The following is a 26283-nucleotide window of genomic DNA, read 5'->3' as shown; positions in this document are numbered from 1 at the left end:
TCTTATTCTTTTGTCAGGGGGCGAACGCGAACGCCGCTTTCGAGCTGCGCCAGGTGCGCCGCATCGCTGATACCAAAACCGATTTGGGTGACTGCCATCGCCGCAATGGCAGTGGCGGTGCGCAAGGTCTGTTCGGGGCTGTGGCCACTGAGCAAACCGTGGACCATGCCCGCGAGCAACGAGTCACCCGCCCCCACCGTGCTGGCTACGCTGACCTTGGGCGGCAGTGCCTGCAAGGCCTCGGCGTGGCTGAACCAGTTCACACCGTCAGCACCATGGGAAATAACCACGTGCTCAATGCCCAGCGCCTGCAAACGGGTGGCGGCTGCGATCTGGGCCTCAAGGCTGCTGATATCGCAACCCAAGGCATCACTGAGTTCTTCAGTATTGGGTTTGATCAACCAGGGGCCAGCCGCCAATGCTTCTTTCAAGGCCTGGCCACTGGTGTCCAGAATCACTTTCAAACCGAGAGCCTTCAAGCGCAGCACCAGAGCGTGCAGCCACTGCGGGCTCACGCCTTGGGGCAAGCTGCCGGCCACGACCACTGCATCATGGCCGGGGGCAATACGCTCAAGTGTGTCGAGCAAGGCCTGCTGCGCCTGCTGGCTGACCCGCGGCCCGAGCCCGTTCAGGTCTGTAACGCGGCCATCGTCTTCAGCGAGTTTGATATTGCTGCGGGTTTCACCGGGGACGCGGACAAATGCATCGACAAAGCCCCGGCGTTTGAACAACGCATCGAAGGCTTGTTGATTGTCTTCGCCCAAAAAGCCGCTCACCGTCAGTGTGTGGCCCAGGTCCGCCAGCACTTGCGCAACGTTTACGCCCTTGCCCGCCGCATGGGTCAGCATCATCGGGCTGCGATTGACCTCGCCCGGTTCCAGATGCCCCAGACGCACGGTCAGGTCCAGTGCCGGGTTGAGGGTGATGGTCAGGATTCTGGCCATTAGAGCGCCTCCACCAATGCACGAACTTCATCCGGGCTGCCAACGCTCAAAGCTTGCGCGGCCAGGGTTTTGAGGCGATCCATGCTCAACTCCCGTACCCGTGCCTTGACTTCAGGAATGCTGCGCGCCGAAACGCTCAGTTCATCCACGCCCAGGCCAACCAGTACGGGCACCGCCAGCGGGTCGGCCGCCAATTCGCCGCACACCCCAACCCATTTGCCGTGGGCATGGGCGGCACGTACGGTGATGTCGATCAGTTGCAGCACCGCCGGGTGCAGGCCGTCTGCCTGAGCCGACAAGGTCGGATGACCACGGTCGATGGCCAGGGTGTATTGGGTCAGGTCGTTGGTGCCGACGCTGAAAAAATCCACTTCCTTGGCCAGTACAGGGGCCAGCAAGGCGGCAGAAGGCACTTCGATCATGATCCCCAGTTGCAAATCGGCCACCGGGATTTCCAGTCGCAGACGCTCGGTCATGTCACGGGCGGCGCGCCATTCGGCCACGCTGCCCACCATCGGGAACATGATGCGTAGAGGGCGGTTGTCTGCCGAGCGCAGCAAAGCTCGCAACTGGCTTTCCATAACGTGCGGGCGTTGCAGCGTAAGACGAATGCCACGAACGCCCAGAAACGGGTTCTCTTCTTTCTCGATCGGCCAGTACGGCAGCGGCTTGTCGCCGCCCACGTCCAGGGTGCGAACCACCAGGGGCCGCCCGGCCAGACCATCCAGCACGCGACGGTATTCCGCTTCCTGAGTAGCCTCGTCCGGCGCCTGGGAGTGGGCCATGAATATCAGCTCGGTGCGCAACAGGCCAATGCCCTCGGCACCCTGTTCGACTGCACTGGCGACGCCTTTGCTTTCGCCGATATTGGCAAACACTTCAACCCCGTGACCGTCCAGCGTCACAGCTGGCTCATGGCGCTGGGCTGAAGCGGCCAGCAAACGCAACTCGCGGCTGTCGCGCTCCTGCGTGGCGCGCTGCAAGGCGTCGGCATCCGGAGAAACGTGCAAACGACCGCGTTGGCCATCTATCAATAGCTGAGTGCCTGGCGCCAGTAACAACACGGCTTCCCCCGCCCCTACCAACGCCGGAATGCCGAGTGCACGCGCAACAATGGCGCTGTGGGCAGTGGCACCGCCGCGGGCAGTCAAAATACCCGCAACCCGGGCCGGATCAAGGCGCGCGACGTCCGACGGGCCCACTTCATCCATCACCAGCACATAAGGCTGATCGGGTTCTGCCGGGGTTTCGATGCCACATAACTGCGCCAATACGCGGCGGCCGATATCACGCAAATCAGCCGCACGCTCAGCCAGCAGCGCATCCTGCAAGGACTCTTGCTGATGCGCAGCGGCTTCGATCACGGACATCCAGGCAGCTTCAGCACTTTCGCCCTGCTTGAGGCGCGAATCGACCTCGTCGGTCAGTTCCGGGTCGTCGAGCATTTCCTGGTGAGTGATGAAGATTTCGCGAATGGCCTTGGACTGGCTGCGCGAAATCAGGCCTTCGATGTCCTGACGCACTTCGTTCAAGGCTTTTTGCAGGCGTTCGCGCTCAACCACTGATGACTCGCCACGCAACGGGTAGTCGAAGGTTTGCAGCACTTGAATGTGAGCCGGGCCAATGGCAATGCCGGGCGAGGCCGCGATGGCCTGGACCATGCTACCGGCAGCCGGAGCGGTGATCAGCGTGGCAATTTCAGCCACGCTCGGCGCCGCTTCGACCAGAGTCGGCAGTGGCTCGACTTCTTCACCCAAACCGGCTTCGACAGCCGACAACAGTACGGGCAATGCGTCATTGGCGATGCTTGGTTCGGCAATAAACTCCAACACCTGGCCGCGACGGGCGCCCAGGCTCAGCAATTTGCTCAGGCTCTTGGCCGAGACTGCCGAGTCCTGCCCGTCGACGATTCTGACGCGGATTTCACCCTCAAAGCTTTTCGCCAGTTGCGCCAGCACCTTGGCAGGGCGCGCATGCAAGCCGTGGGCGTTGGCCAAGGTAATACGGGCACTCGGCCAGTCCGCCGGCAACTCTCCGCCCAGCACTTCGAGCACTGCACGACGGCTGGTCGCACGACCCAGCTCATGACCGCGGCCGGCAATCAGCAACGCGCACAAGCGCTCCAGCAAAGCCTGATGTGCTTCGCCCAGGCTGGCCAGGCAAAACAGACCGCTCAGCGGCTGGCCCAGATAACGTATTGGCTTGTCCGGTGTTACAAACGCGAGCCCCGGGCGCTTGACCGTCTGCTCGCTGTGGAGCCACCACAGGCCATCACCCAGCGGGAGTGCATCGACTTGTTGCAGTACGGCGGCAAATCCATTGCTCACGCAATCGGCCTGGCGCAACAGGCGTGCACCGCGCCAAACCAGCTCCTCGAAATCATCCGCAGACACGCCGAGGCCAATCATCTGGGCATCCAGCGCCAGCTCCTGGGGGGCACCCTGGAGCAATTTGAGCAAGGCTTCGGCGGAACTGGCACGGCGCAGGGCTTCGCCCAAATCGGTTTCGCCCAGGGCACGGGTCAGCAGTTGCAGTAACCGCAGGTGTTCGTCGGACTTGGCCGCAATGCCAATCGCCAGGTACACCATCTGGCCATCACCCCAGTCCACGCCCTCGGGGAACTGCAACAAACGCACCCCTGTGGTGAACACCAATTCGCGGGTTTCAGGCGTGCCATGGGGGATTGCAATGCCCTGGCCCAAAAAGGTCGAACCTTGAGCCTCACGCGCTTGCAAGCCGCTCAGATAACCTTCAGCCACCAAGCCATCGGCAACCAGTTTATCGGCGAGTAATTGCAACGCCGCAGATTTGTCCACGGCCGTCTGGCCCATGGAAATCTGCTCTATGGTGAGCTCGAGCATGCGTTCTCCTTTCCGGTGCTCCATGGCACCCGGTATTGTTTTGAATTAAGTCAGCTTAGGTTGCTCATCACGGGCTGTGTCTGTGGATGTGTGGCAAGCACATCGCTACCGGGACCAACACCTTTAAATACGTCTGCTGAAACGTTTAATCAAGAATACCCGGCACGTTACTGCATAATTGCTCGCGCTTGAAGTCCAACTTGTCGTATTGATGGGTGCTCGCGGCGGATGTTGCAAAAAAGGCCGTACTCGAAGGGCAGACGATGGTCGGCTGCCTTTATCGGTTAGGATTGGCCAAAATGTCGACATGTACTACAAAAAATAAGGAATTTTCGGCGTGAAGCTCAGTGATATTGCTCAATTGGCAGGTGTTTCCGTAACCACGGCCAGCTATGTCATCAATGGAAAAGCCGAGCAGCAGCGCATCAGCAGCAGCACGGTCGAGCGCGTACGCGCTGTAGTCGAGGAGCACGGCTTTACCCCCAACCCACAAGCAGCCGGGTTGCGCAGCCGGCACACGCGTACCTTGGGGTTTATCCTCCCGGACCTTGAAAACCCGAGTTATGCCCGCCTGGCCAAGCAACTCGAACAAGGCGCCCGCGCCCGAGGCTACCAGTTGCTGATCGCCAGCTCCGACGATGCCCCGGAAAGTGAACGCCAGTTGCTCAAGCTGTTTCGTGCCCGTCGTTGCGACGCCCTGTTCGTGGCCAGTTGCTTGCCCGAGGAAGATGACAGCTACCGCCAGCTGCAAGACCTGGGCATGCCGATCATTGCCATTGACCGGACGATGGAGCCGGAGCGTTTTTGCTCGGTCATCAGTGATGACTGCGAAGCCAGCCTGCAATTGACCCGTAGCCTGTTGCAGCCATTGCCTCGGCAGATTGTATTGATCGGCGCCCGTCCTGAACTGAGCGTCAGTCAGGCCCGTGAGGCCGGTTTCAAACAGGCTGTCGAAGGGTTTGCAGGCGAAGTCCTGATTGAACACGGCGCGGCCTTCAGCCGCGAATGTGGACGCCGGATCATCGATGAGTTGCTGGCTCGTCAGGGGCACTTCCCGGATGCGCTGATCACGACCTCATACGTGCTGTTGCAGGGGATGTTCGACGCATTGCTGGAGCACCCGACCCAGCGCCCGCCCTTGCGCCTGGCCACCTTTGGTGACACACAGTTGCTGGACTTCCTGCCGCTGCCCGTCAATGCCATGGGCCAGCAACACAAACTGATCGCCGAGACAGCCCTGAACCTGGCGCTGGCAGCCATTGAAGAGCAGAACTACGTGCCCGGTATTCATGCGATCGCACGTAATTTCAAACAGCGCATCCATCAGGCCTGAGCATGCAGTTGATCGACTCACATACCCACCTCGACTTCCCGGACTTTGACGCTGACCGCCCGCAGGTACTGGCGCGCAGTCGAGCGTTGGGTGTTGAGAAAATGGTGGTGCTGGGGGTCTATCAGAGTAATTGGCAGCGGTTGTGGGATCTGGTGCAAACCGACAGCCAGCTGTATGCCGCCTTTGGCTTGCACCCGGTGTACCTCGACGACCATCGCCCTGAGCATGTTATTGAGCTTGGGCAATGGCTGAGTCGCCTGGCGCAGCATCCGCAAGTGTGTGCCGTGGGTGAAATCGGCCTCGATTATTTTCTTCCCGAACTCGACCGCGATGGCCAGCAACAGCTGTTTGAAGCGCAACTGCAATTGGCCGCCGACTTTCAACTGCCCGCCCTGCTCCACGTTCGCCGCAGTCATGCGCAGGTGATTGCGACCCTGAAGCGCATCAGGCTAAAGCGCGGCGGAATTATTCATGCGTTTGCAGGCAGTCGCGAAGAAGCGCGTGAATACATCAAGCTGGGGTTCAAGCTGGGCCTGGGTGGCGCGGCCACCTGGCCGCAGGCGTTGCGCCTGCGCAAAGTGATGGTCGACTTGCCGCTGGAGGCCATCGTGCTGGAAACCGACTCGCCCGACATGGCCCCTGCCATGTACCCCAACCAGCGCAACAGCCCGGAACACCTGCCCGATATTTGCCAGGCACTGGCCGAGGTCATGGGTGTCAGCCCCGAGCGATTGGCCGAGGCCACCACGGCCAATGTCTGCGAAGTCTTTGGCTGGACGCACTGAGCACAAACCTGTGGAATTCCTTGTGGGAGCGGGCTTGCTCGCGATTCAGACGACACGGTGGGTCAGGGATACCCAGTCGATGCCATCGCGAGCAAGCCCGCTGCCACAGCGATGAAATGCTGCTCTACAGCAGCAACGCCCACACTGCAAAGCACGCGTACCACAGCACCGCCGCGCGCAGCAGCAGGGCCCAGAGGGTGTCGAGACTGGTGACACCTTCAGGCCCGGCTTGTGGTGCAGGGATTTCTGCAGCAGCACAGCCGGCCTTGTTAATCAGTTGCGCGGCGCTGATGTCCCAGCTCAGTAACTCATGCAACATCACCCGACTGACCGCCGCGAAGTTGCCCACCAGCGCGAAACTTGCCGCCAGCAGCCGCACCGGCAACCAGTCGAAGGCATGGCGCAACTGCTCGGCACGCTCGACCAGCGCCGGGTTCTGGCTGTGTTCCGCCGCCAGGGCCAGCAGGCGATAGCTCAAGACAACCACAGGCCCCAGCAGGAAATACCAGAAAATCACCGCAAAAAAGCTTTGGTAGGCCTGCCACAACAAATGCCCCTGCACCTTGTCCAGCAACTGCTCGCCGCTGTCTGCGCTTACGCCCAGGTCGCGCTCGGCAACATGGGCTGCCGCCTGCAAGTCGCCACGCCGCCAGGCATCACGAAACGGCCCGAGCCCGCCCAGCAAGTCACCGCGACCCAAGCTGTAAATCACCACCAGCAGGTGTATCGGCAGCGCCAGCAGGCCATAAGCCACAGGATGCAGCACCACCAACAGCATGCCCAAAACTGCAGCGGGTAATGCAATCAGGATGATGAGTATCCACCAGGGTTTATTACCCAGGGTCTGGCTGGATTCGAGCTTGTGCAGCTCACGCAGCCAGCCGCCGTCACGCTGCAGACGCTGACGCAAACCCGAGAATTTCTCCACCAGAATCGCCAGCAGTAACACCACAAAACTCATTGTCTCTCTCCTGTGTGCGGCAACGCGCTGCGAAAGCGCATCCAATCAAAAGCCGGCCCCGGATCCGTCTTGCGCCCCGGAGCAACATCGCTATGGCCGCATATCCTGTGCGAGGTGATGGCGGGAAAAGCCGCCTGCAATTGCCGGGTCAAGGCAGTCAATGCCTGATACTGCGCATCCGTAAAAGGCAGTTCGTCGGTGCCCTCAAGTTCAATGCCCAGCGAATAGTCATTGCACGTTTCTCGCCCCTCAAAGCTTGAAACCCCCGCATGCCATGCGCGATCAAGACAAGAGACAAACTGGGTGACAGCTCCGTCACGCTCGATCAGGAAATGCGCACTCACCCTCAAGTCGATAATGCCTTCAAAGTAAGGGTGTTCTGTGGCGTCCAGCCGGTTCTGAAAAAACTCCTGAACCTTGCCGGTGGCGAACTGCCCCGGCGGCAAGCTGATGTTGTGGATGACCAGCAGGGAGATTTCATCGCTCGGGCGCGCATTGAAGTTGGGTGACGGACAATGGCGCACACCTTGAAACCAGCCGCTCGCGGGGTCCAATTGCATACAGGCTCCTTCAACAGGCAAAACCAAAGGCCCAGTATGCCGCGATGAGCGCGCTGATGGGGAGCAATCTGCTTACGACCCGATTACTCGGCGCCGGACTGACGCAGACTGTCTATTACCGACTCCAGGGCCCGGTCGATCAATAGTCGGTCGTCAAGCAGCAAAACCGTCCCGCTGCGCAGCTGGACGATTAAATCGGTGCGGTTTTTTTCCAGCACCTTGGCCCCGAGGCGATTGACAAAAATATGCGTACCTTCGGGTTCCAGGATCGTGATCAGCTTGCAACGCAGTCGCGTGTTGTCGTCTTCCTGAAGTTCGATCCAGGCCCCGATACGCAACTGGCTGACCAGCAACAACCCCAGGTGTCCCTGTTCATCAAGAGCGGGTAAAGACAGGGACTGCACCGGGGCGGGCTGAAGTTTGGGGCGACTGCGCGCCTGCTCGGCATCACGGGTGCGCTGCTCGAGCAACTCGATGCGGCTGAATTCGCCGCGGGTAAACATCGAAAAGTCATGCAGAAGGGATTCAAGCAGTGCCGGATTATTGCCTGCATACCGGGCCAGTTGCAGTACCACGTGCTCAATTTTGCGATACAGCAGGTCGTTGCAGTCATCGGCGCTGGCGCCCCAGCCAATGGCGGCGCCAGCGATCACATTGAGCAAGCGCCGGGCCGGGTGGCTGTCACAGCTAAAAAAATTCTGATCGCTTTGGGCGATCTGCAGCATCGGTTCGCGTAGCAGTCCCAACAGCTTTCTCAACGGGGGTGACAGGTTTCGGTCATCGCGGATGTAATCGAATAAAAGCCCTACGAGATTGCTAGCATTTTCGCTGGTACCGGGAGAGTCCTGCGCAAGGGCATCGGTTTTTACTGCGCAACACGAAGTCCTGTCCGACAGATCTGGCAGGACACCGGTGGCGATTAATAGCTGGTTGGCATCGGCGTACAGATGCTGGGTCCGGCTGAGCAAGTACTTCTCGAACAGGCGCAGCATGATGAGCTTGACCTTGATGTCCACACCCTGATCACGCTCGGCCTGCAAAAAGTACTCGCACAGCTTCGCCGGGCCTAGCGGATTGTTGTGCTCATCCAGGGGGACGCAACTGAGGGTATTGAGGCGAGTGCTCAACTGGCACAAGGCCAATTGGTTGTGGTTCAGGACCCGCGACACCATCGCACTGGTCACTTGAGCACGCTCAAGGTCATCGGCCATCAGCGAAAAGGCCGCCTGTGCCGGAACAACGCCCTGCAACGTGGGCTCACTGTTTTCTGGTTGGGCCAGCCTGACAAAGGCTTCAAAGAGGTGCTCAAGAAAACCGCGTTCAATGTGTTTGCGCTTGAGCCGCACATCGCGCATGGCTTCAAAAAACAGGCTCTGCTCAGTATCGCCTTGCGCCTTGTCGGCCATTTCAAACAAGGTTTCATCGGCATTGTCGAACAGCACGTGCAGCTCGGTCCTGAGCTGCTGGGCGGCTTTGTCATGAACCTGCAGCAGGATCACAGGCAGGCGGGCAAGCGGCGAGTGCATCGCCCACTCAGTGGTGATCCTGTGTGCAGGCCCCACTTTCCCGTCATTTTGCATCCTGGTCTCCCTGAAGGGTCTGTTCGCTTGCCAGTGAAGGCTCGTGGTAAGAGCCATTTTTGACACTCACAAACAGAGGCCGGCAGTGGCGTATGCACTGGCCGGTGTATCGAATTTAAGGTAATGGCTGTACGTCAAACCTATGGCGCCAATCGCAAGGCGGATTATCTTGCAAAAGAAGGCGCTTGTACCAGAGGACTCTTCATTTGAGTGAGTGAGGGCCCGAAATAATGCTCAAAGTGCCGAAAGAAGCACATTGCAGGCATTTGCCTACGACGCTTCGGCGCACCTTGGGTTCCCCCGTGGCATGGCCCTATAATCGGCGCACTTTGTTTGTGGAGCTCGTTATGCCGAATTTACGCCTGGCCGACCTCACTGCCGAAATAGAAGCCAACGTACGTCGTGCGTTAGCCGAAGACATTGGCAGCGGCGATATCACTGCACGGCTGATCCCGGCCGAACGCTTGGCCAAAGCCACGATTATTACCCGTGAAGCCGCTGTCATCAGCGGTACAGCTTGGGTCGATACTGTGTTTCGCCAGCTTGATCCCCGGGTTGCCGTGCATTGGCAAGTTGTTGATGGCGAGCGCGTGAGCCCCAACCAAGTGCTGTTTCACCTTGAAGGCCCTGCTCGCTCACTGCTCAGTGGCGAACGCAGCGCGCTGAACTTTCTGCAGCTGTTGTCAGGCGTTGCCACCCACGCGCAACACTTGGCCGATCAAGTGGCCGACACTCAGGTCAAGCTGCTGGACACTCGTAAAACACTGCCGGGTCTGCGTCTGGCGCAGAAATACGCAGTGACCTGTGGCGGCTGCCACAATCACCGTATCGGTCTTTACGACGCCTTTCTGATCAAGGAAAACCATATCGCTGCTTGCGGCGGTATCGCTCAAGCCATCAGCGCCGCGCATAAAATCGCCCCGGGCAAGCCGGTTGAGATCGAAGTCGAAAGCCTGGACGAACTCAAGGAGGCCCTGGAAGCAGGCGCAGACATCATCATGCTGGACGAGTTGAGCATGGACGATATGCGTGAAGCGGTGCGTCTGAACGCAGGGAAAGCCAAACTGGAAGCCAGCGGCGGTATCAACGAGACGACCCTGCGTCCTATTGCCGAAACCGGCGTGGACTACATCTCGATTGGCGCCATGACCAAGGATGTCAAAGCGGTGGATTTGTCGATGCGCTTGAGCCTCTAAACAGCTCTGTACCCTGTGGGAGCAAGCCTGCTCCCACAGGTTGAGTGCAACGTGCTCAGGACAGCGCAAAGCCCTGACACTTCATTTCGTGCTCCAGCAGCCATTGCTTGGCCGCCAGTCCTCCCGCAAAACCGGTCAGCGTACCGTTGCTGCCAATCACGCGGTGGCACGGGATGATGATCGGAATCGGATTACGCCCATTCGCAGCCCCCACAGCCCGAGACGCCTTGGGCCGTTGGATTTGCTGTGATAGCTGGCCGTAACTGGTGGTCACCGCGTAGGGAATGGTGGTCAACGCTTGCCACACTGACTGCTGGAACTCTGTACCGAGCAGCGTGAGCGCCAAGTCGAACGTCAGGCGATCGCCAGAAAAATACTCCTCCAACTGACGGCGAACTTCGGCGAGTTTGAGGGGTGAATGCACCCAACCGGCCAAAGGCGTATGCGGCCGGCGATCCAGCTCGAAACGCACTTCACGCAGCCCTTCATCATCGGCGACCAAAAACAGCGGGCCTATCGGTGATGGTATTTCTTCGTAGTAAATAGTCGTCATGTTAATACCTTGCGGGCAGCCGCCGAGTCGGTTGCTGCGCGCCATAAATACATCACTGAGTAGGCCCGCCACGGGCGCCAGCTTTCAGCCAGCGCCTGCAGCGCTTTGGTGCTAAGCGGGTCACCGCCTGGGTTGGCTTCGCGGCGCAGGATCAAGTCTGCTGCCGGGAACGCATCGGGGTGTTTGAGCACGCGCATGGCGATGTAGTGGGCGGTCCATTCGCCAATACCGGGCAGTTGCACCCAGCGGCTGATGAAGCGCTCTAACGGTTGTTCCACGGCAAAATCGACCCGGCCATCGATCAACGCACCCGCAATCCCCTGGATCGTATTGATACGTGCCTGGGTAATGCCCATTTGTCCAAGATCGGCGTCGACCAATTGCTCTGGCCCCGGAAACAGTCGATCCAGCCCCGAACCTGCGCCCGCCTCAATGGCAATCCCGTAGCGCTGCACGATTCGACTGGCAAGGGTTCGCGCAGCCGCCACGCTGACTTGCTGCCCCAGCACGGCCCTCACCGCGACTTCGAACCCGTCCCAGCCACCGGGCAATCGCAGGCCCGGATACCGCTCGATAACCGGCGCCAGCAGCGGGCTGAGACTTAACGTGCGGGCGATGGCCAAAGGGTCGGCATCCAGATCGAACATCCGCCGAATTCGCGTGACTACGCCCAGCATCTGGCTAGGCGCTACGTTGCGCAGCTCAAGCTGCAACGCATGCTGCTCCCCCGGCCAGGCGCTGACTCGCAGCCAACCCGGCGCGTGCGCCTTGCCAAAAATCCGCTGATAACTGTGCCCGTCGACTTGTTCGATACCGGGCAAGGCGCGAGTCTGCAAAAAACCCAGCAGGGCAGCAAAGTCATAAGGCGGGCGATAACCCAGGCGCAACACCAGGGCCTTGTCCGCACGCGCCTTCGGGCTGCGCCTGAAGGCCCTGGGCTCTGCATGATTGGCCTCGGCAAAGGCCGCATTAAAACGACGCAGACTGCCAAAGCCAGAAGCCATGGCCACTTCGGTGATCGACAGGTCGGTTTCGGTCAACAGTTGCTTGGCAAACAACAGGCGCTGAGTGGCATGCACCGCCATCGGTGGCGCCCCCAAGTGCTGGACAAACAAGCGACGCAATTGCCGGGCACCGATGTTCATGCGCTCGGCCAGCCCCTCCAGCGAATGATCCGCCAGATACCCCTCATTGATCAGCTTGAGCGCTCGCGCCACCAGATGCTCACCCTGCAGCCACAGTTGATTGCCCGGCGCCAGTTCCGGCCGACAGCGCAAACAGGGGCGAAAGCCCTGGGCTTGAGCCGCTGCTGCGCTGGGGTAATACACCACGTTTTGCGCTTTGGGCGCTCGCGCCGGACACACCGGGCGGCAGTAGATTCGAGTACTGAGCACCGCGGTAAAAAACACCCCGTCAAAACGCGCATCGCGGCTCAAGCGAGCGATTTCGCAGGCGGCGATGCTGGGCGTGGACAGGCAGTTATCTGAGTTCATAAGCCGCACAATAGCACTGCCATTTTGCTGGTTCTCGCCATTTTCGGACGTCAATGTTGGCCGCCAGTCAAACAGGCCTTGGACTGCGATTGCACAGCACAATCCCCGTAATGGCCAGCACGCCACCCAGCACCATCGCCAGGCTCAGACGCTCGCCGAGGACCAGCATTCCCAACACCACCGCCGATAACGGATTTAAGGCAATAAATGAACCTGACTGGGTAACGCCGATTTTTTGAATGCCATCGTAGTACCAGATATACGCCAGCGCCGAGCCCAAGACGCCGAGGTAAATCAGGCTCAGCCACTGTGTTTGCTGAATATGGGACAGCGCAGGCAGATTCAAATCGCCCTGAACGATGGCGGCAATAAACAGCATCAATGTGCCTGCCATTACCGAGTAAGCCACGGTGTGCAGCGGGCCTATCTCCCTGACCAGTCGGCGGGCAAACACGCTGTAGATCACCCAACTCATCACGCAGCCCAGAATCAGCACATCACCGCGCCAGGCACCCGACACCGAGGCAATGGAACCTGTGCCCTTGCTGATAATCACGGTGCTGGCGCCCGCAATACACAACACGATACCCGCCAGATTGACCGGGCGCAGCCGTTCGCGGCTGATTGCAAAAGCGGTCAACGCAATCAGTGCCGGGTTGAGCGCCACGATCAGCGAAGCCCGCGATGAGCTGATGAAGTGCAGCCCGTAAAAAAAGAACAGGTTGTAGGCAAACACCCCAAAAAAACCGAGAGCTGCCAGGTGCAGACACTGGCCTGCACTCAGCGATATTTTCAAATTGCGCTTTAGACCAAGCATCAGCACCAGGGTCAAACTCGCCAGTAAAAATCTCAGACAAGCGCTCAATAGAGGTGCCATATCCACCGCGAGATAGCGCCCCGCGACGAACGTCCCGCCCCATAAACACGAAACCATAACCAGCTTGGCGTAGACCGCGTTTTTCGATGAGAACCAAGTCTGTACATACGTTGTGTGCATGGCGATGAGCGTCTGCGTGAGGGGAAGGGCCTATACTCCGATAGATATGAACTCATAAGGAAATGAGCAAAAGCTCATGAGGCAACTTGATGACGTTTACCCAACTTGAAATTTTTGCCCGCGTGGCCGAACTGCGTGGTTTCACCTTGGCCGCCACGCGCCTGGGCATCAGCCAGTCAGCGGTGTCCCACGCGCTCAAGGCACTGGAACAGGAAATGGGTGTTGAGCTGATTCACCGCCATCAAGCGGGCGTTGAACTGACCGATATCGGCGCGCAACTGCTGTCACGGGCTCACGAAATGCTGGGGCTATGCGAAACCATGTATCAGGAAGCCGCCGATGCCCGGGGGATGAAGCGCGGAACACTGCGGATCGGTTCGTTTGGACCTTCTGCATCGATGAAGTTGCTGCCCGGGATCCTTAAGCACTTTCGCCAGACCTATCCGGGGATTGAAGTACGCATCGACGAAGGGACAGACCAGGAGGTCATCAGCTGGATTCAGGAGCGTCGAGTGGATGTGGGGTTCGTGGTTCTGCCCGAAGACAAATTCGACACAACTGTACTCTGCGAGGATCAAATGGTGGCGCTGTTGCCTGCCAATCACCCGTTGACCACGCAACAAAGTGTGACCCTGGCGGCCCTCTGCGAAGGCCCCTTCATCATGACCGAGGCCGGTTCCGGACCGTTGTTGCAACGGCTGTTTTCAGCACAAAAACAAATACCCAACGTGCTGCATCGCAGCGCCCAGTTGATCAGCACGCTGGCCATGGTCGAGATGGGTTACGGGGTCAGTATTCTGGCGGAACAAGCTCTGCCCGAGCGTGGTTTATTACACGCAGACAGCTATGTAAAAAAACCGCTGGACCCGCCCGTGACACGCAGCGTCGGGTTGGCGGTGCTGGATGAACGTCAGGCGTCCCCTGCTACCAAAGCCTTTATTCGCATCGCTGCTGGTTTGCATCAAAAGCGCCCAGCCCCGTAGCCGCTGACCGGGCTAAACCTGCGGTGTCCGTCAAATGGGCACCGCAGGGAGCGCTACCACAACCCTGGTTATTGACACGCACCGCTGGCCAGGCAAGTGCCGTTTTGAGTCCAGGTCAGGGTGGCGCCTGAACCGCTCAATGTCGGAACCAATACGCTGACCCAGCCGCCGGCAGCTTGAGTGCCGGCCATGGTAATCACGCCATCTATCACCGTCATGCCCGCAGCCAGGTTGTCAGTGGCTTCGGCCGGAGCCGGGATGCCATTGGTGCCTGCATCGCACACCGCCAAGTCATTGCTCTTGCTGAAGCACAGGGCAACGGCTGTCTTGTAGGTGTTGCTGATTGCATTCACTTCGGCAAAACGGGTCTTCATGACGTGATCGTTGTAAGCCGGGAATGCAAACGAAGCGATCAGCCCAATAATCGCAACAACGATCATCAGTTCGATCAGGGTGAAGCCTTTTTGTTGTTTCACGCGGAGTCTCCGAAGAAGGGGCGCTGATAAGCGCCGTAGCAGTGCTGTGCAGCCAAAAAAGTGCGCACAGGCTATCAAGGTTAGTGGGCCGATGCTCCACAACTGCATCACTGACACCTTTGGACACGCTCAACCGATCGGCCCCAGGCTCGACGCATCTAGTCTTTGGACTCACAACACAGCAGGACGCTCAGCGTTCCAGGGATGGATGCATGGCAATACAGGCCATTAAAAACAGGCTCTACCAATGGGAGGGCTCAGACCTGAAGGGGGCTCATATCAGCGGACAGATAACCGCTGACAGCCACGCCATGATCCGGGTCCAACTCGGTCGCCAAGGTATTACCGTTAGTAAAATCCGGCGTCAGGCAAACAGTGAACCCCCCACAGGAAAGCCCATCACCGCGCTGGACATCACCCTGTTCACTCGCCAGTTGGCCACGCTGATCAGCGCTGGCATCCCGCTGCTTCAAGCCTTGGAGGTTATTGCCAACGGTTTTGAACAACGGGCAATGCGCCAACAGGTAATCGAGCTTAAACAGCAGATCAGCGCAGGTATCAGCCTGACAGCCGCGCTGCGTAAAAAGCCGGCACATTTTGACTCGCTGTTTTGCAGCCTGGTTGAAGCAGGCGAGCAAGCCGGTGCCCTGGACGTGTTGCTGCGTCGAGTGGCCACCTACAAGGAGAAAACAGAAGCGCTTAAAAAGAAAATCAAAAAAGCCATGACCTACCCCATCGCGGTACTGCTGGTGGCGCTGGTGGTATGCAGCATTTTGTTGATCGAAGTGGTCCCGCAATTTCAGGGGGTGTTCCGCTCATTCGACGCACAACTTCCCGCATTCACCTTATGGGTGATCGCCCTCTCGCAAGGGCTGCAAACCTACGGTCTGTGGCTGCTGGGAATACTTGGCGTCACCCTTGCCGGCTTGCGTCATCGCTATAAACATTCCAGCGCACTGAGCCAACGGGTTGATGGATGGCTTTTAAAACTGCCCGTCATCGGCAATCTGCTTCACATGTCCGCCATGGCCCGGTTTTCCCGAACGCTGTCGACCACCCTGACTGCCGGCGTGCCATTGCTTGAAGCGCTGAATTCGGTGGCCAGCGCCACGGGCAATAGCGTGTACAAAGAAGCCGTGCTGCGCCTCAAGCAACAGGTCGCGACAGGCAGCCAGATCCATTTAGCCATGAGCGTTGCGGGTATATTTCCGGGCATGGCTATCCAGATGACCGCCATTGGCGAAGAATCCGGCACACTGGACAGCATGCTTGACCACGTAGCCGCCTATTATGAAGGCGAGGTCGACACCCTGGTCGATAACCTGACAACGTTGATGGAGCCAGTCATCATGGTGGTACTTGGAGTCATGGTTGGCGGGTTGGTCATCGCCATGTACCTGCCCATTTTCAACCTGGGTCGAGTGATCTGAGCATGAATGATTTTTTGAGCACTCACCCCGATACGTTCATCGTCTGCGGGCTGATCCTCGGGTTATTGGTGGGCAGTTTTATCAATGTGCTGGTGTGGCGTCTGCCAATAATGCTCGCACAAGACTGGCAGTCCCAAGCCTGCGAACTGCTGGATCTGCCCGCGCCCACCCAGGGCCCTGTGTATAACTTGATGCGGCCCCGCTCGCATTGCCCCGCATGCCAGCATTCACTGCGCGCCTGGGAGATCATTCCATTACTCAGCTACCTGTTTTTGCGCGGTAAATGCTCGCACTGCAAAACATCTATCAGTGTGCGCTATCCACTGACTGAAGTGGCTTGCGCAGCCCTGTCGGCGGTTGTTGCCTGGCATTTCGGTTTTGGCCTGCAAGCGGGGTGCATGCTCCTTCTGACGTGGGGGCTACTTGCCATTTGCCTGATTGATATCGAACATCAACTCGTGCCCGATTCTCTGGTGTTCCCCCTGCTCTGGCTGGGGTTGTTGCTGAACAGTTTCTCCACGTTCACGACTCTGGAGCAGGCCGTGTGGGGCGCGGCACTGGGCTATGCAAGCCTGTGGTCGGTGTTCTGGATATTCAAGCTGATCACTGGCAAAGACGGCATGGGCTATGGCGACTTCAAGTTACTGGCCATGCTGGGCGCCTGGGGCGGATTTACAGTGCTGCCATTGACCATCCTGCTGTCTTCGTTGCTGGGAGCGCTGGTGGGGGTGGGCCTTTTGGCCATGCGCCGAGCCAATACCTCGACCCCCATCCCGTTTGCGCCGTATCTGGCAATTGCCGGCTGGATTGCATTGCTCTGGGGTGGTCAAATAACCGGCCTCTACTGGCAGATTTCGGTTTGACATGATGACTCCACCTTCCAAACCCTGGATTCTCGGGCTAACCGGCGGTATCGGCAGCGGCAAAAGTGCTGCGGCTGAACATTTTGCCGCGCTGGGCGTACACGTGGTGGACGCCGATCATGCTGCCCGCTGGGTCGTCGAACCGGGGCGCCCGGCGCTGGTCAAAATTGCGGAGCATTTTGGCGAGCAGGTGCTGCAAGCGGATGGGCAGCTCAATCGCGGCGCGTTGCGCACCCTCATTTTTACCGACCCCGAGCAACGTCGCTGGCTTGAGGCGCTGCTACATCCGCTGATTCGTGAAGAGATCGCCAACAACCTGGCGCAGGCACAATCGCCCTACGCCATTTTGGTCTCGCCGCTGCTCATCGAGTCAGGGCAATACACGACAACCCAGCGCGTGCTGGTGATCGATGCGCCGCAAGCCGTACAGATTCAACGCACGCTACTGCGCGACAACACCACCGAGCAGCAGGTGCAGGCCATTCTCAAGGCTCAGGCCAGTCGCGAAGATCGCCTTCGCCACGCTGACGATGTGCTGGTCAATGACAACGATCTGAAGGCGTTGCAGACTGAGGTCGAACGCCTGCATAACTTTTATTTAACTTTGCGTGGAGGCCAACCATGACTAAACCTATGACCATCGACTGCCCGACGTGTGGCACAGCCGTGCAATGGGATACCACCAACGCTTTCCGCCCCTTTTGCTCGGACCGCTGCAAGCTGATTGACCTGGGAGCCTGGGCGTCCGAAGAACACAAGATTCCGGTGAGCCCGGATGCTGAAGATGATCTGTTTTCAGAGGACCTGAGCGAACGCCTGCACTAAAAACGTGGGAGCGGGCTTGCTCGCGATTCAGGCAACTCGGCCTGTCAGGTAAACCTCAGCGATACCATCGCGGGCAAGCCCGGCTTCCACAGGCAAGGCCATTTATTCGGGGCCATCATCCTTTCCCGGCGCCGCCAGGTAGCGGGTACGGTTGAAGGTCTCAAGCCATTCAGGGCAGAACACCACCAGTGCCGTGACCAGCATCCCGTTGATAAACGCCTCGGGGAAGATGATCAGCCACAGATAACCAATAAAATCTTCCAGCCATTGCGGCATGACGAACAGCCCGTCCAACAACAAGACCCCAAGCACCGCCAATACACAGAGCAACGCCGCCAGGGCGGCTGCGAAAAAGCCTGAGCAAAAAATATACACAAAGGGATTGTTGGGTTGCGCTCGCTCGACCATGCGCGCGCAGAACTCAGTCACGGCAACCGGCAATAGAATCAGCAACACCCCATTGACGCCCATTGCCGCCAGATCTTGACGGCCCAGCAACACCAGCCCGACTTGCGCGATCAATGCCCCTACAATCGCCAGCGGCCAGTCGAGCAGCAACGTGACCACCGTCAGGCCAATAAAGTGATAAGACACGCCCCCCTCAAAGTCTCGTCGTACCAGCCATAGCAAAAACAGCGAAAAGACCGTGCCAAACAACAGGTGCTGACGCCGCGCATCGGCAAACAGCTCAACCCAGGGTGTTCGCCAGATAGCCCACAACACAACGGGCACAAAGACCAGCCAGCCGATTACCAATGTGTGTATGGATAACACCTGCGCACTGATCATGCCGCCAACCCAGCCTTGTTAATGCACACCGCTCAACCCTCCGTGCCTGATGCTTGTGTACGTGATGCGCATGAGTCTACACCCGGACTTTCAGTAACACCTGTTTCAAGGCTAAGCTGCGTCCATGGACGACTCAGATTATTTACGCTTGCTCACCATCCAGGCCGAGCAAGCCAATGCCTTTTTATCCAATGCCCGCAAATGGGAGCGTGAGCGTTGGGTTTGCCAGCGCCTGCTGCAAGGCTTGAACATTCCCTATCACAACGAAGACTTCATCCAGGCAAGCCAGGAGCCACCCGACGTGCTGTTTGGCGATGCGCGCTTTGAAGTGTTTTTTGTGCTCGATGAGGGCAGGCGTCTGAACGACGAATGGCGTGAAGAGCTTCAGCGTCGACGCAGTGCTTACTCCTTGAGCCAGTTGGTACGACGCGAGGCGCGACCCAAGCGGATTCCGGCGACTAAACTATTGCAGCGCCTGGGCCCTACCCTGCATAAAAAAGCCAAGAACTACCAAGAGCGCGATATCGACTTGGGGCAGTTGGACATCATTGCGTTTTCCAGTCTCAAGCGCGAAGTACTCGACCTCAACAGCCACTTTCCGCCACCGACGGAATATTTGCGTCAGGGCTGGCGCTCGCTGTCACTGGTGGGACCGACCTTTGCCCGCGTATTGTTTGCCCAACCGGATGCGCCGGACTTTCTACGCAACAACCTGGGGCGCAGCATTATTTTCGATGTCGGTATCAGCCTGTGAGCCCACTGCATGAACTGATTGCCGAGGTCCCGCAAACCGGTCGTGTGTGCTGGATTGGCGTGCGCCCCGAGTCACGCGCCGACATGCTTGAACTCGACGCCGTAGAAGCCCGCCGCGAAGCCGGACTGACGGGCGATCATGCACGACCAGGCGCCCGCAACGCCCGACAAGTGACGCTGATTCAATGGGAGCACCTGGCCGTCATCAACTCACTGCTGGGGCGCTCCGAGGATCAGCCGGTAGTGGCCCAGGATTTACGACGCAATCTGGTTATTCGCGGGATCAACCTGTTCAGCCTCAAGGGCCGACGTTTCAGGATTGGCCAGGCCATTTTTGAAACCACAGGCTGGTGCCAGCCTTGTGCACGACTGGAACAGCGCCTGGGTCGGGGCACATTCCAGGCAGTACGAGGCCACGGAGGCATCACGGCCCGGGTAATCGAAAGCGGGATCATTCGTCTAGACGACGAACTGCGGGTCGAGCCATTGGGGTCTGACGGCTATGCTTCTTTTAATCCCGGTTGATCAATGCTGTAGCTTTTACACATCCTGCAACGTCTATTTGACGAGGCCAAAAATATGCCCAGCCGCCTGAACCCAGATGATCTGAAGCATGTCGAAGAGTACCTGCAACTGCCACAACATCAGGTTGAGCGCCGGCCCTTCAGGCCCTGGCTGCTCCTTGCAATGGTGGTGATCGTGGTCATCGGCATGGGCCTTTTGAGCCGCCTCCTGAGTTACCTGGTGCTATGAGCTGCATTGCGCTCGCCCGGGTAAGGTCAGGCACAGAATTTTTTTCAAGCCTTGTGAGTGATATCCATGACCCATCGTATTGTTATTGTCGGCGGCGGCGCCGGCGGCCTGGAGTTGGCGACCCGCCTGGGTAAGACACTGGGCAAGCGCGGCAAGGCCAGCATCACGCTGGTCGATGCCAACCTGACCCACATCTGGAAACCGCTGCTGCATGAAGTCGCTGCCGGCTCGCTGAACTCATCGGAAGACGAACTCAACTACGTCGCTCAAGCCAAGTGGAACCATTTCCAGTTTCAGCTGGGACGCATGAGCGGGCTGGATCGTGAGCTGAAAAAGATATCATTGTCGGCAACCCTCGACGAAAACGGTCAAGAGTTGGTGCCTGCCCGGGATCTGAGTTACGACACACTGGTGATTGCCGTAGGCAGTACTACCAATGATTTCGGCACCAAGGGCGCGGCTGAACATTGCCTGTTCCTGGACACCCGCAAGCAGGCCGAGCGCTTTCATCAGCAATTGCTTAATCACTACCTGCGCGCTCACGCCGGGCAAAGCGATGTGCTTGAGCAGATCAGTGTTGCCATTGTTGGCGCTGGCGCCACCGGGGTTGAGCTGGCTGCTGAACTGCACAATGCCGCGCACGAACTGGCGGCTTACGGCCTGGATCGCATCAAGCCTGAAAACATGCACATCACCCTGATTGAAGCAGGACCACGGGTGTTGCCCGCACTGCCGGAACGGATTGGCGGGCCTGTGCATAAAACCCTAGAAAAACTCGGGGTGACGGTCCTGACCAACTCTGCAGTCAGCGAAGTCACCGCTGAAAGCTTGATTACCAAGGACGGCCAGGTGATTCCTGCAAGCCTGAAGGTATGGGCGGCCGGTATCCGTGCCCCGGGGTTTCTGCAGGAAATCGCAGGCCTGGAAACCAACCGCATCAATCAACTGGTTGTGCGCCCTACCCTGCAAACCACCCGCGATGACACTATTTTTGCCTTCGGTGATTGCGCGGCCTGCCCGCAGCCGGGCACCGACAAAATGGTTCCACCTCGCGCCCAGGCCGCTCACCAGCAAGCGTCTCTGCTGGCCAAGTCGCTGAAGCTGCGGATTGAAGGCTCATCGCAGCTGCCAGACTACAAGTACCGTGATTACGGCTCATTGATTTCACTGTCGAGTTTTTCGGCTGTGGGTAACTTGATGGGTAGCCTGATGGGCACTGTCATGTTGGAAGGCTGGTTGGCGCGGATGTTTTATATCTCGTTGTACCGCATGCACCAGATGGCGCTGTACGGGACATTCCGCACGCTGATGCTAATGCTTGGCAGCAGAATCGGACGCGGCACCGAGCCGCGCCTGAAACTGCACTAAGTACGACTACAGAGCCGCGTAATCAGCGCCCTGCGTGGTTTCCAGCCTCGGCCTCACGGCCTTTAAAGCCGTGGGGCTGATGCTCTTCGAAGAATTGAATATCCCGCACAAAGTCGGCCAGCAACAATTTGGCCATGTCGATCGACATCCCCTGCTTTACCAGAATCCGCTGCACAACCACGTTCTCTACATTGGCAGGCAAGCTGTACGCGGGCACCAGCCAACCGCGTATGCGCAGGCGATCGGCCAGGTCATACAGAGAGTAATTGGTTTTCGCACCGGGCTTTAAACGCCAGGTCAGCGCCGGAATCCCCAATTGCGGATCGCCGTTGTAGAGCATCTCGAACGGTCCGATCTTGACCAGCTCTCGCGCCAGGAATTGTGCTGTCTCGTAGCACGCCGAATGAATACGCTCATACCCCTCACGCCCAAGGCGCAAGAAGTTGTAGTACTGGGCAATGATCTGCCCGGCCGGACGCGAAAAGTTCAGGGCGAAAGTCGGCATGTCGCCGCCCAGGTAGTTCACATGGAAAATCAGGCCTTCCGGTAGTTCCTTCGCATCGCGCCAAACCACCCAACCCGCGCCTATCGGTGCTAGGCCGAACTTGTGCCCGGAGGTGCTTATGGACTTGACCCGCGGTACACGAAAGTCCCAAAGAATGTCCGGTGCGCAAAACGGCGCCAGCATCGCGCCACTTGCACCATCGACGTGAAGATCGACACTCAGGCCGCTGCTTTTTTCCAGATCGTCCAGGGCATCGGACAACGGTTTTACGGTTTCATACAGACCCGTAAATGTCTGGCCGAAGGTCGGCACCACCACGATGGTGTTTTCATCGACCCGCTCCAGCATGTCCTCAGGCGTCATGAACCAATGCCCTTCGGACATCGGTACTTCACGAATTTCTATGTCCCAGTAACGGGCAAACTTATGCCAACAAACTTGCACCGGACCGCACACCATATTCGGGGTAGACGTAGCCTTGCCAGCCGCTTTGCGCACCGCACGCCAGCGCCACAACGCAGCCAGACCACTGAGCATGCAGGCTTCACTGGAACCCACAGTTGACGTGCCGAGGGTGGTGGCCGCCGCCGGGGAGTGCCATAGATCCGCCAGCATATGGATGCAACGGTTCTCCAGTTCCGCCGATTGCGGGTATTCGTCCTTGTCGATCATGTTCTTGTCGATCGACAGGTCCATCAGCTTGTGAACTTCATCCTCTTCCCATGTTTGGCAAAAAGTGGCGAGGTTCTGGCGGGCGTTACCATCCAGGTACAGCTCATCGTGGACTAACTGATAAACATCTCGTGGCGACTGCTCCGCCTCCGGGAAGCCCTTGGTCGCAGCGGCGTGAGCCAGTTCAGAAGAACCAAAAACAGGATCGGTGGCCGACTTGTGCTTGATGCGGTGCAGCGCCATAAGAACTCTCCTTGAGTAATGCAGGGTCTGTTTTATTCACTTTGACTTAGCCTTCGCCAAGCCAGCATAGACAAGCATTTTGAGTCTGCTGTCCGATTTCCGACCACCGTGCATTTTCCGATCTATAGTTCCGTTTCTTGGAAGTACTCACGGAGCGAGCGCGATGAAGCAAAGACCCACGACCGTAGACAGCACGGTCAAACAGGCACTGGAGCAGGCACTGCAACGGTATTCAAGTAATCAGCACGGCAAGAATGCCAGCTACATTCCTTACTTGGCCTCAGTGCCATCCCATCTGTTCGGCATCAGCATCATGTTCTGTGATGGCACCCATGCCGAGGTAGGCGACACGGATTACGCCTTCGCCATCGAGTCGATTTCCAAAGTATTTACCCTCTCCCATGTGCTCGATGAGGTCGGTCCACAGGCCTTGCGCAGCAAGATCGGCTGCGACCCGACCGGTGAGCCATTCAACTCGGTGGTTGCCCTGGAACTGCACAAGGGCCGCCCCCTCAACCCCTTTGTGAACGCAGGCGCGATGGCCACTGTCAGCCTGGTTGAGGCCGATTCTGCCCAAGCTCGCTGGGACCAGATACAGGCCACCTACAACGCTTTTGCCGGGCGTGAATTAACGGTAAACGACGAGGTATATCAATCCGAAGCCAGCAGCAATCAACACAATCGCGGCATTGCCTGGCTGCTGCAAAGTTACGGCTACATGTACGCCGACCCCATGCAAGTGTGCGATGTGTACACCCGTCAATGCTCGGTAGCGATTACCTGCCATGACCTGGTGACCATGGGCGCGTGCCTGGCCAATGGCGGCGTCAACCCGATTACGGGCAAGCAAGTAGTGGCAGCCAAACACGTGGCGCCCATCCTCTCAGAAATGACCTTGAATGGTCTGTATGACACCACAGGCGACTGGTATTACAAGGTCGGCCTGCCGGGCAAAAGCGGGGTCGGTGGCGGGATTCTCGCGGTGGTTCCCGGCGTATGCGCCATCGCTGCCTTTGCTCCGCCGCTGGATGTGGCAGGCAACAGCGTTCGCGGCCAGTTGGCCGCCGAATACCTCAGCCGCACGCTCAACCTGAGCCTGCTGCACTAATCACGCAAAATGGGGAAGGCGTTTATGACTACCGCCAGCAAAACCAAAACTTACATGTCATGGCTCACCATCTGTTTCATGATGGTTGCCGCTGTTGCCAGCATCCGTTCCCTGCCCAGCATGGCCGTCTATGGCCTGGGTTCGGTTTTCCTCTATGTCATTCCGGCATTGCTGTTTTTCATCCCGGTATCGCTGGTTGCCTCTGAACTGGGAACCGGCTGGAACGGCGGAATTTATGGCTGGGTCAGACAAGCCTACGGTGACCGCCCAGGCTTTTTCATCATGTGGTTCATGTGGGTCCAAGTGGTTGTCTGGTACCCGATCGTGCTCGGATTTGGCGCCAGCACCATGGCTTATCTGATAAACCCGGAACTGGCCAAAAGCGGTGTATTCACTGCCGCGGTCATTATTGTCCTGTATTGGTTATCAACGTTTGTGGCACTTAATGGGCTGACGACGCTATCGAAACTGACGTCATGGTTTATGTTGCTGGGCACCGCACTGCCCGCCGCGCTGCTGGTCCTGCTCGGTGTCGCCTGGTTGGTGCTGGGGCATAAATCCGCAACACCCTTAACCTGGGACGCGCTGATTCCGGCCATTTTCGATACGCATTCCACGGTCAAAGCTGGTTCACACAATCTGCACCCGGACTTATGGCGAGAATTTACCGGCGCCATCACTGGCTTGGTACTGATTGTGAGTAACTTCCTGGCGTTTGCCGGTATCGAAATGAACGCCATTCACGCCCGCGAGTTGCGTAACCCGCAAAAAGAAATGCCTCGGGCGATTCTTTTGGCCTTCTTTATGATCTTGCTGGTGTTTATCCCACCGACCGTGGCGATCTCGCTAGTGGTTCCTGCAGACTCGACCAGCCTCACTGCCGGTGTGATTCAAGCCTATGCGGCCTTCTTTGAAGGTTTCAATATGCCGTGGGCAACACCGATCATGGCTATTTTGTTGATTATCGGCGCACTGGGCGGGGTCTTGGCCTGGACTGCCGGACCGTCTACCGGACTGCTGTTCGTGGGCAAGGCCGGGATGCTTCCACCCGTGATGCAGAAAGTGAACAGCAAGGGCGTGCAGAAAAATATCCTGTACCTGCAGGCCGTTATCGTCACGCTACTCTCGACTATCTATATCTTTCTCGACAACGTATCGGATGCGTTCTGGATGATCAGTGCGATGGCGGCGCTGATGTACCTGATCATTTACGTATTTATGTTTATGGCAGCCATGAAGCTGCGCAAAACACAGCCCAACGTAAAACGTGGTTATGTGCTCAAAGGCCTTCATGGCTGGTGCTTCCTGGGGCTGTTCTCGACGTGCGTGGCGCTGATTTTCGGCTTCATTCCGCCCAATAACTTCAGCAGCATGCCGTTTTTCGAGTACGCAGGGATTCTGTTGCTCGGACTGGTCGTGGCTGGGGTGCCGCCATTTATCTTCTATGCGGTGCGCAAACCTTCGTGGCAGATGGTGCCCAAGGCGGAGTCTGATCAATATTCTGCGGCACTGCAGGATCTTCAAGCCGCGGACGACAAGGCTGCAACCGCGAGCGCCAGCACGCCGCCGCCAACATCCGCTGCAGCTCCAAGCGCAAGTTAAGGCATGTAGTCGCTGCTGAGTCACGAAGGCTGCGAAGGCATCACTGCGGTTCACCCGATACACCGCGTGATGCACATCGCAGTTTTCGAACCCCGGCAGCGGCCACAGATGCGCTACAGGTTTTCTGCAGGCATAAAAAAAGCGCCCCTAAGGACGCTTTTTTTATGGTCGCTGATGCGGTTGGCATCAGCACCTTATTTTCTACACCCATTACTGCTGGGCAGAAAATGGTCGGGGTAAGGGGATTCGAACTCCTGACATCCTGCTCCCAAAGCAGGCGCGCTACCGGACTGCGCTATACCCCGGTAAAAAAAAGGCACCTTCTAGAGGCGCCTTCTGCGATCAGTGCTTTTGGCCTCTGATCTTAAGATCTAACCCCAGTGAACTGGAGCCAAAAATGGTGGGTCGTGTGGGATTCGAACCTACGACCAATTGGTTAAAAGCCAACTGCTCTACCAACTGAGCTAACGACCCAAAAATGGTCGGGGTAAGGGGATTCGAACTCCTGACATCCTGCTCCCAAAGCAGGCGCGCTACCGGACTGCGCTATACCCCGGCTTGAAAATGGCTCCACGACCTGGACTCGAACCAGGGACCCAATGATTAACAGTCATTTGCTCTACCAACTGAGCTATCGCGGAACTACATAT

25 protein-coding genes and 4 tRNA genes are annotated in these 26283 nt (G+C 58.1%); 14 read left to right on the top strand and 15 right to left on the bottom strand.

Annotated features, from left to right (window positions below):
- Positions 1-2: 2 nt before the first annotated feature.
- The gene (pfkB, locus tag RGV06_RS18205; protein WP_322150769.1) at positions 3-944 is read right to left on the bottom strand and encodes a 1-phosphofructokinase; all 942 of its coding nucleotides are present in this window, start codon (positions 942-944) and stop codon (positions 3-5) included.
- Positions 944-3805 carry a phosphoenolpyruvate--protein phosphotransferase gene (gene ptsP / locus RGV06_RS18200; RefSeq protein ID WP_019823930.1) on the bottom strand — a complete coding sequence of 954 codons (2862 nt, stop codon included), beginning with the start codon at positions 3803-3805 and terminating at the stop codon, positions 944-946. The genes pfkB and ptsP overlap by 1 nt, the downstream gene beginning before the upstream one ends.
- A 337-nt stretch (positions 3806-4142) precedes the next feature.
- Between ptsP and cra the strand changes: the two genes are divergently transcribed.
- Together cra and RGV06_RS18190 are read left to right on the top strand one after the other, a co-directional pair.
- The gene (cra, locus tag RGV06_RS18195) at positions 4143-5138 is read left to right on the top strand and encodes a catabolite repressor/activator (RefSeq protein ID WP_019823931.1); all 996 of its coding nucleotides are present in this window, start codon (positions 4143-4145) and stop codon (positions 5136-5138) included.
- A 2-nt stretch (positions 5139-5140) separates the two neighbouring features.
- Complete coding sequence (locus RGV06_RS18190; protein WP_322150767.1) at positions 5141-5923, top strand: TatD family hydrolase; 783 nt, start codon at positions 5141-5143, stop codon at positions 5921-5923.
- Between the two features lie 124 nt (positions 5924-6047).
- Here the strand turns inward: RGV06_RS18190 and ampE are convergent, their stop codons facing one another.
- The 3 genes from ampE to RGV06_RS18175 all read right to left on the bottom strand — a co-directional run bounded on the left by ampE (position 6048) and on the right by RGV06_RS18175 (position 9024).
- The gene (ampE, locus tag RGV06_RS18185; RefSeq protein ID WP_046810273.1) at positions 6048-6884 is read right to left on the bottom strand and encodes a regulatory signaling modulator protein AmpE; all 837 of its coding nucleotides are present in this window, start codon (positions 6882-6884) and stop codon (positions 6048-6050) included.
- Positions 6881-7444, bottom strand: coding sequence for a 1,6-anhydro-N-acetylmuramyl-L-alanine amidase AmpD (ampD, locus tag RGV06_RS18180; RefSeq protein ID WP_019823937.1), 564 nt, complete (start codon positions 7442-7444; stop codon positions 6881-6883). Before ampD ends, ampE begins: the two co-directional genes overlap by 4 nt.
- Positions 7445-7527: 83 nt before the next feature.
- The gene (locus RGV06_RS18175) at positions 7528-9024 is read right to left on the bottom strand and encodes a DUF1631 family protein (RefSeq protein ID WP_019823939.1); all 1497 of its coding nucleotides are present in this window, start codon (positions 9022-9024) and stop codon (positions 7528-7530) included.
- A 347-nt stretch (positions 9025-9371) separates the two neighbouring features.
- On the opposite strand from RGV06_RS18175, the gene nadC reads away from it, so the two are divergent.
- Positions 9372-10220: a carboxylating nicotinate-nucleotide diphosphorylase gene (nadC, locus tag RGV06_RS18170; RefSeq protein ID WP_046810275.1), complete on the top strand. Its 849-nt coding sequence runs from the start codon at positions 9372-9374 to the stop codon at positions 10218-10220.
- A gap of 55 nt (positions 10221-10275) precedes the next feature.
- Here nadC and RGV06_RS18165 read toward each other — a convergent pair whose 3' ends face one another.
- The 3 genes from RGV06_RS18165 to RGV06_RS18155 form a co-directional block, all read right to left on the bottom strand.
- Entirely contained in the window at positions 10276-10773 is a 498-nt protein-coding gene (locus tag RGV06_RS18165; protein ID WP_198821269.1) for a methylated-DNA--[protein]-cysteine S-methyltransferase, read from the bottom strand.
- Complete coding sequence (locus RGV06_RS18160; protein WP_037031945.1) at positions 10770-12266, bottom strand: DNA-3-methyladenine glycosylase 2; 1497 nt, start codon at positions 12264-12266, stop codon at positions 10770-10772. The genes RGV06_RS18165 and RGV06_RS18160 overlap by 4 nt, the downstream gene beginning before the upstream one ends.
- A 67-nt stretch (positions 12267-12333) precedes the next feature.
- Complete coding sequence (locus RGV06_RS18155) at positions 12334-13263, bottom strand: DMT family transporter (protein WP_048351180.1); 930 nt, start codon at positions 13261-13263, stop codon at positions 12334-12336.
- 89 nt (positions 13264-13352) lie between these two features.
- On the opposite strand from RGV06_RS18155, the gene RGV06_RS18150 reads away from it, so the two are divergent.
- Positions 13353-14246, top strand: coding sequence for a LysR family transcriptional regulator (locus tag RGV06_RS18150; protein WP_322150761.1), 894 nt, complete (start codon positions 13353-13355; stop codon positions 14244-14246).
- A gap of 68 nt (positions 14247-14314) precedes the next feature.
- Here the strand turns inward: RGV06_RS18150 and RGV06_RS18145 are convergent, their stop codons facing one another.
- A complete protein-coding gene (locus RGV06_RS18145) occupies positions 14315-14722 on the bottom strand; it encodes a pilin (protein ID WP_019823951.1) in 408 nt (135 codons plus the stop codon).
- A 212-nt stretch (positions 14723-14934) separates the two neighbouring features.
- On the opposite strand from RGV06_RS18145, the gene RGV06_RS18140 reads away from it, so the two are divergent.
- Genes RGV06_RS18140 through yacG form a run of 4 tightly spaced genes read left to right on the top strand, consistent with a single transcriptional unit; the run spans position 14935 to position 17840 of the window.
- Positions 14935-16152 carry a type II secretion system F family protein gene (locus tag RGV06_RS18140; RefSeq protein WP_322150759.1) on the top strand — a complete coding sequence of 406 codons (1218 nt, stop codon included), beginning with the start codon at positions 14935-14937 and terminating at the stop codon, positions 16150-16152.
- A complete protein-coding gene (locus RGV06_RS18135; protein ID WP_322151915.1) occupies positions 16149-17015 on the top strand; it encodes a prepilin peptidase in 867 nt (288 codons plus the stop codon). Before RGV06_RS18140 ends, RGV06_RS18135 begins: the two co-directional genes overlap by 4 nt.
- A 1-nt stretch (position 17016) precedes the next feature.
- Positions 17017-17640, top strand: coding sequence for a dephospho-CoA kinase (coaE, locus tag RGV06_RS18130; protein WP_019823957.1), 624 nt, complete (start codon positions 17017-17019; stop codon positions 17638-17640).
- The gene (gene yacG, locus RGV06_RS18125) at positions 17637-17840 is read left to right on the top strand and encodes a DNA gyrase inhibitor YacG (RefSeq protein WP_016779444.1); all 204 of its coding nucleotides are present in this window, start codon (positions 17637-17639) and stop codon (positions 17838-17840) included. The genes coaE and yacG overlap by 4 nt, the downstream gene beginning before the upstream one ends.
- A 102-nt stretch (positions 17841-17942) precedes the next feature.
- On the opposite strand, the gene RGV06_RS18120 is transcribed toward yacG, so the two are convergent.
- A complete protein-coding gene (locus tag RGV06_RS18120; RefSeq protein ID WP_019823961.1) occupies positions 17943-18629 on the bottom strand; it encodes an energy-coupling factor ABC transporter permease in 687 nt (228 codons plus the stop codon).
- 124 nt (positions 18630-18753) lie between these two features.
- Between RGV06_RS18120 and RGV06_RS18115 the strand changes: the two genes are divergently transcribed.
- From RGV06_RS18115 to RGV06_RS18100, 4 genes are all read left to right on the top strand, one after another.
- A complete protein-coding gene (locus tag RGV06_RS18115) occupies positions 18754-19383 on the top strand; it encodes a DUF1780 domain-containing protein (protein WP_046810282.1) in 630 nt (209 codons plus the stop codon).
- A complete protein-coding gene (locus RGV06_RS18110; RefSeq protein WP_019823965.1) occupies positions 19380-19907 on the top strand; it encodes an MOSC domain-containing protein in 528 nt (175 codons plus the stop codon). The genes RGV06_RS18115 and RGV06_RS18110 overlap by 4 nt, the downstream gene beginning before the upstream one ends.
- A 54-nt stretch (positions 19908-19961) precedes the next feature.
- Positions 19962-20135 (top strand): DUF3094 family protein, encoded by a 174-nt coding sequence (locus tag RGV06_RS18105; RefSeq protein ID WP_019823968.1) that lies wholly within the window; start codon positions 19962-19964, stop codon positions 20133-20135.
- Positions 20136-20201: 66 nt separating this feature from the next.
- On the top strand, positions 20202-21503 hold the full coding sequence (locus tag RGV06_RS18100) for an NAD(P)/FAD-dependent oxidoreductase (RefSeq protein ID WP_019823970.1): 1302 nt from the start codon (positions 20202-20204) through the stop codon (positions 21501-21503).
- Positions 21504-21525: 22 nt separating this feature from the next.
- On the opposite strand, the gene RGV06_RS18095 is transcribed toward RGV06_RS18100, so the two are convergent.
- Complete coding sequence (locus RGV06_RS18095) at positions 21526-22923, bottom strand: glutamate decarboxylase (RefSeq protein ID WP_019823973.1); 1398 nt, start codon at positions 22921-22923, stop codon at positions 21526-21528.
- Positions 22924-23086: 163 nt separating this feature from the next.
- On the opposite strand from RGV06_RS18095, the gene glsA reads away from it, so the two are divergent.
- Together glsA and RGV06_RS18085 are read left to right on the top strand one after the other, a co-directional pair.
- Positions 23087-24031, top strand: coding sequence for a glutaminase A (gene glsA, locus RGV06_RS18090; RefSeq protein ID WP_048351183.1), 945 nt, complete (start codon positions 23087-23089; stop codon positions 24029-24031).
- Between the two features lie 24 nt (positions 24032-24055).
- Complete coding sequence (locus tag RGV06_RS18085; protein ID WP_019823977.1) at positions 24056-25633, top strand: amino acid permease; 1578 nt, start codon at positions 24056-24058, stop codon at positions 25631-25633.
- 228 nt (positions 25634-25861) lie between these two features.
- On the opposite strand, the gene RGV06_RS18080 is transcribed toward RGV06_RS18085, so the two are convergent.
- The 4 genes from RGV06_RS18080 to RGV06_RS18065 all read right to left on the bottom strand — a co-directional run bounded on the left by RGV06_RS18080 (position 25862) and on the right by RGV06_RS18065 (position 26274).
- Positions 25862-25938, bottom strand: a tRNA-Pro gene (locus RGV06_RS18080).
- A gap of 93 nt (positions 25939-26031) precedes the next feature.
- A tRNA-Lys gene (locus RGV06_RS18075) sits at positions 26032-26107 on the bottom strand.
- Between the two features lie 5 nt (positions 26108-26112).
- Positions 26113-26189 (bottom strand) — tRNA-Pro (locus RGV06_RS18070).
- A gap of 9 nt (positions 26190-26198) precedes the next feature.
- A tRNA-Asn gene (locus tag RGV06_RS18065) sits at positions 26199-26274 on the bottom strand.
- Between the last annotated feature and the right edge of the window lie 9 nt (positions 26275-26283).

Source organism: Pseudomonas sp. CCI3.1, from assembly GCF_034313985.1.
GTDB classification, from domain to species: Bacteria; Pseudomonadota; Gammaproteobacteria; order Pseudomonadales; family Pseudomonadaceae; genus Aquipseudomonas; species Aquipseudomonas psychrophila.
The sequence above is the reverse complement of the archived record's forward strand: the minus strand, read 5'-3'. Positions and strand labels throughout refer to the sequence as shown.